The organism is Methanospirillum sp. (assembly GCF_028679455.1).
Lineage (GTDB): Archaea > Halobacteriota > Methanomicrobia > Methanomicrobiales > Methanospirillaceae > Methanospirillum.
Genome location: NZ_JAJRBM010000146.1, coordinates 1 through 3108, shown reverse-complemented (window position 1 = coordinate 3108; position 3108 = coordinate 1). Strand labels below are relative to the sequence as shown.

The 3108-nt window shown below is 39.1% G+C and carries 3 protein-coding genes and 1 pseudogene; all 4 read right to left on the bottom strand.

Features of this window, described 5'->3' with window-relative positions; translation table 11 throughout:
- Nucleotides 1–100: 100 nt before the first annotated feature.
- On the bottom strand, nt 101–1042 hold the full coding sequence (locus tag LUQ50_RS04970) for an AAA family ATPase (RefSeq protein WP_300037082.1): 942 nt from the start codon (nt 1040–1042) through the stop codon (nt 101–103).
- 532 nt (nt 1043–1574) lie between these two features.
- A pseudogene (locus LUQ50_RS04965) lies at nt 1575–1692 on the bottom strand (transposase); the annotation flags it as partial.
- Nucleotides 1693–1997: 305 nt separating this feature from the next.
- Complete coding sequence (locus LUQ50_RS15930) at nt 1998–2225, bottom strand: Fic family protein (RefSeq protein WP_367278960.1); 228 nt, start codon at nt 2223–2225, stop codon at nt 1998–2000.
- Between the two features lie 432 nt (nt 2226–2657).
- Nucleotides 2658–3108 (bottom strand): GrpB family protein (locus tag LUQ50_RS04960; RefSeq protein WP_300037079.1); only part of this gene is annotated, 451 nt, incomplete at its 5' end.

The window sequence follows — 3108 nt, the reverse complement described above, 5'->3', positions numbered from 1 at the left end:
TTGAGGCTATTACCTCCGCTTTTGAGAATAATCCTTGGATTCCAGGGAAGGATAATATCAGAACTTATGGGCAGGATACGATGTCAATGTCAACCTGTTCTCAGCATTCCTGAATAGTTACGAAGAATGTAATATCACTATATGTTGAAACAGGAATATATGGTCGCTCAATCTTTTCAACTTTGTAGATGAGTCCTGCAGATATCAGCCATAATAGAGAGTCTTCCAAATCTCGTGCACGCAATCCCTGTTTTACCTGGGAGAATATAAATTTCTGATTGTCTTTTGCAAGTTGTGCAGGGATTGCATTCCAAATCAGAGAAAGTTTAGGAAATTCGGATACAGATGCATATTTTACGAAATCTTTTTCGTAATTATCAAGAATTCCGGTTTGTATCGATTCAACATTCTCTATATTCCTTTCATTTATCCAAGATTTAACAACCTCGGGCATACCTCCCGTGATAAGATATTCATGATAAACTTCCTCCAGTTTGCCAATAAATACAGCGGAAACATCTTCATCCAAAGACAAATTATTAAGGTAATCGTAGAGGAGTTCTTCATCTTTTGCAAGGAGAAATTCCGGGAAATTAAGAGGATGCATCTTAAGCATCTGAACCTTACCAACCGGAAACGAGACATTTTTTCCCATCTGTGCAATGGCCACCCCTAACAGGGAACCAGCGGTGGCTATGTGAAGTTCAGATAAGTTTTCACAGAAATATTTTAGAGAAGTTATGGCACGAGGACAAATCTGAATTTCATCTAATATGAGAAGAGTAATTCCTGGCTGGATAGTTTTATTCCTTATTATACTGAGATCTTTGATTATCCTTGAAGTATTCAGATCACCATCAAATATCTTTTCCAGTCGGTTATCATATTCAAAGTTAAAATAGGCGACATCTTTGAATTCCGCCTCCCCAAAATTCTTTAAAATCCAGGTTTTCCCACATTGGCGAATCCCTTCAATAATCAGCGGTTTCCGATCCCTACTTTCTTTCCATTTAATTAAGGTATCATATATGAATCGTTTCATAAAAATGATATGTCATTTTAAAGTATATATTTTGTGTACAAAAAACACATTTTTACAACTTATTTGGTGTATGAATATCACATTGATATAACTTACCTCGCGAATTCACAACTGCCGCCATCGAGTTATAGATAGTAATTGGCTCTTCTACGGCAATCGGATTTGAATTGAGAATTTTTACCGGTGAGGTCTCTCTGCCCCAAATACTTTCCTTTTCCGGATGCCAGATTCTGGCTTTTCGAGAATAACCCGATCATTAAACCCATATCAGATACCTGGGTGAGACCCATTTCTTCGAGACACGTGAGTAACCAAGGATGCTCACCTTACAAGCCATCCATCGCAACATGAGAAACGTAATCTTTGCTTTCTGCATTGCAGATCATATCATATGTCAACTCAGTTTTAGTTTTAATTCTTGAGATTCCAGTGGAATATCTGCCTCGTTACATCGACTATGATCAGAAACCCAGATCTCAGGCAAGTTAAGGCGGAAATAAAGTAGAAATCGATAGCCATTCATTACATCTACCATGAAAACCCCGACCTGACAATTTTCATCCATACCAATATGCCACAATATTGGCGGTTGACTCCAACGGAGTGAGTGCCAACTTTAGGATTACCACATGTATCGATGACTAACGTATCTTTCTTTCCGATGAACTGACATCATTTGCAATGATCCATTGCATGAGTTCTTTATGATCCCAGCTGATTCTGAGAAAAAATGACTGAAGGAGAGATTATTCACCCAACTACCGTTTTCAGAAATTGCGGATAAATAAGATCTCGAAGAATTGGTCAGAAGACCTTTGAAATATTAAAAAGTGATATTCCAACGGTTATGAGTTTTTTATAGAAAAGCTAAATGCAAAATGATACTCGCCGAACTCGATAATCCGGAATAAAGGGTAGATCGAACTAATATTCTCTCCAATATTCATCAGATTCTCTAATTCCACCAACTTGCGTTACCGGAACCTGCATATCTGAATATCATCACATTCACCACATTATTTCCCGGGTTTTCCCGGAAATATCTTCTGTAATTGCCAGTATTCATCACTATTTTACCCACTCTTTTCAGAGAACACCTCTTTTCCCAGTCTGGAAACCGGTACTTCTGATTAGGACTTTTCGATGAATCCGGCTGTGTCATCTCTACAAAACCTCCATTCATGGCAGATTTCAGTTAATCATACATAAATGTTGGACGATGATTCAATCACAAACCGGACATCATCTCTCTCACACTCATATCTGCATCATTCTGGCAGTAAATCAGTCTGGTTACTTGTTCGGTTACTTGTATCCGTTGGCCCCTGAGAGAAATATCGTAACCCTGACCCGCATTCCGATCTCTTCCCGTCGACTTATAACGATCAAGATTGAGTCACCCTGATCCATTCCAGAAATATCGATGAGTGCTTTATCGAGGACCTCATATCATCAGACTATAAAATACCATACCATATTGTAGGTATCAGATCGTATCCTGATGATCCACAAACAATCTTGCCGGTATCTGGTGACCTACAAATACCCGGACATCTATGAAACCTGAACCATTCATATCAGACCCCTACCGGATCATCGAGACTTTCATGAGGGCCTATTTCTCACGATGACCTGAAACACCGGAGTCGATATGCATCACCGTTCTGACGAAATCTCCTTTTGCTCTGGCATACGCTTCCCGATCAATCTTGAACTCATCTGCTAATCTGTATTTTAGGTCAGCATACTCGTTGGCTAAAACCGGATTGGATCGTAACCGGTCTCTGAACACCACATTGTTCCAGATTTTATGCCCTAAAGAAGTGATGTGAATATGATGTGTTCGTATTCTGGTTTTTTCGTCCCGTTTGATGAGAGTAATATGATCACCATACCACCAGTATTCCCAGTTTTTTGTGTCAGTCAGCCGAACGATTCGTGCAATAGCCTCTTGTAACGATGTAACTTCAACTAAAAAATCTAAAATTGGTTTTGCAGGCATTCCAGGAATAGAAGTACTCCCATAATGCTCCATTTTCGTGATACTATCAACACCAAATTCTCTA

Bases quoted from the DNA above. Each gene is read 5' to 3' on its own strand.
- LUQ50_RS04970 (WP_300037082.1), bottom strand. From the start codon at position 1,042: ATGAAACGATTCATATATGATACCTTAATTAAATGGAAAGAAAGTAGG.
- LUQ50_RS15930 (WP_367278960.1), bottom strand. From the start codon at position 2,225: ATGAATGGAGGTTTTGTAGAGATGACACAGCCGGATTCATCGAAAAGT.